Origin of the sequence: Pseudomonas sp. K5002, assembly GCF_013386655.1 — a bacterium.
Classification (GTDB): Bacteria; Pseudomonadota; Gammaproteobacteria; order Pseudomonadales; family Pseudomonadaceae; genus Aquipseudomonas.
Genome location: NZ_JACARK010000302.1, coordinates 1 through 720, shown reverse-complemented (window position 1 = coordinate 720; position 720 = coordinate 1). Strand labels below are relative to the sequence as shown.

1 protein-coding gene is annotated in these 720 nt (G+C 64.7%); it reads left to right on the top strand.

What is annotated here, in order from left to right; all coding sequences use genetic code 11:
• Nucleotides 1-54: 54 nt before the first annotated feature.
• Nucleotides 55-720 (top strand): NAD(P)-dependent oxidoreductase (locus HX846_RS15420; protein ID WP_306173120.1); only part of this gene is annotated, 666 nt, incomplete at its 3' end.

The following is a 720-nucleotide window of genomic DNA, read 5'->3' as shown; positions in this document are numbered from 1 at the left end:
CCCTCGCCACAAGGAAAACCGCTGTACACTGCTGATCCGCGAAAGGAGCCTGCCATGCTGATTGTTGCCGACGAAAATATCCCGCTGCTCGATGCATTCTTTGAAGGATTCGGCGAGATTCGCCGGGTTCCGGGCCGGTCCATTGACCGCGCGACGATCGAACAGGCCGATGTGCTGCTGGTGCGTTCGGTGACCAACGTCACCCGTGCCTTGCTCGAAGGCACGCCGGTGCGGTTTGTCGGCACCTGCACCATCGGCACTGATCACCTCGACCTCGATTACTTCCAGCGCGCCGGCATCCAGTGGTCCAGCGCCCCCGGCTGCAATGCCCGTGGCGTGGTCGACTATGTACTGGGCAGCCTGCTGACCCTGGCCGAGATCGAAGGCGCCGACCTGGCCCAGCGCACCTACGGTGTGGTGGGGGCCGGTGAAGTCGGCGGGCGTCTGGTCAAGGTGCTCAAGGCGTTGGGCTGGAACGTGCTGGTGTGCGACCCGCCCCGGCAGATCGCCGAGGACGGTGATTACGTCAGCCTGGAGCAGATCGTCGAGCAGTGCGATGTGATCAGTCTGCACACGCCGCTGAACAAATCCGGCAACGGCTCCACCTGGCACTTGTTCGACCGCGAGCGCCTCAACCAGCTCAAGCCCGGTGCCTGGCTGATCAACGCCAGCCGCGGCCCGGTGGTGGACAACGCCGCCCTCAAGGAGGTGCTGCTGGCG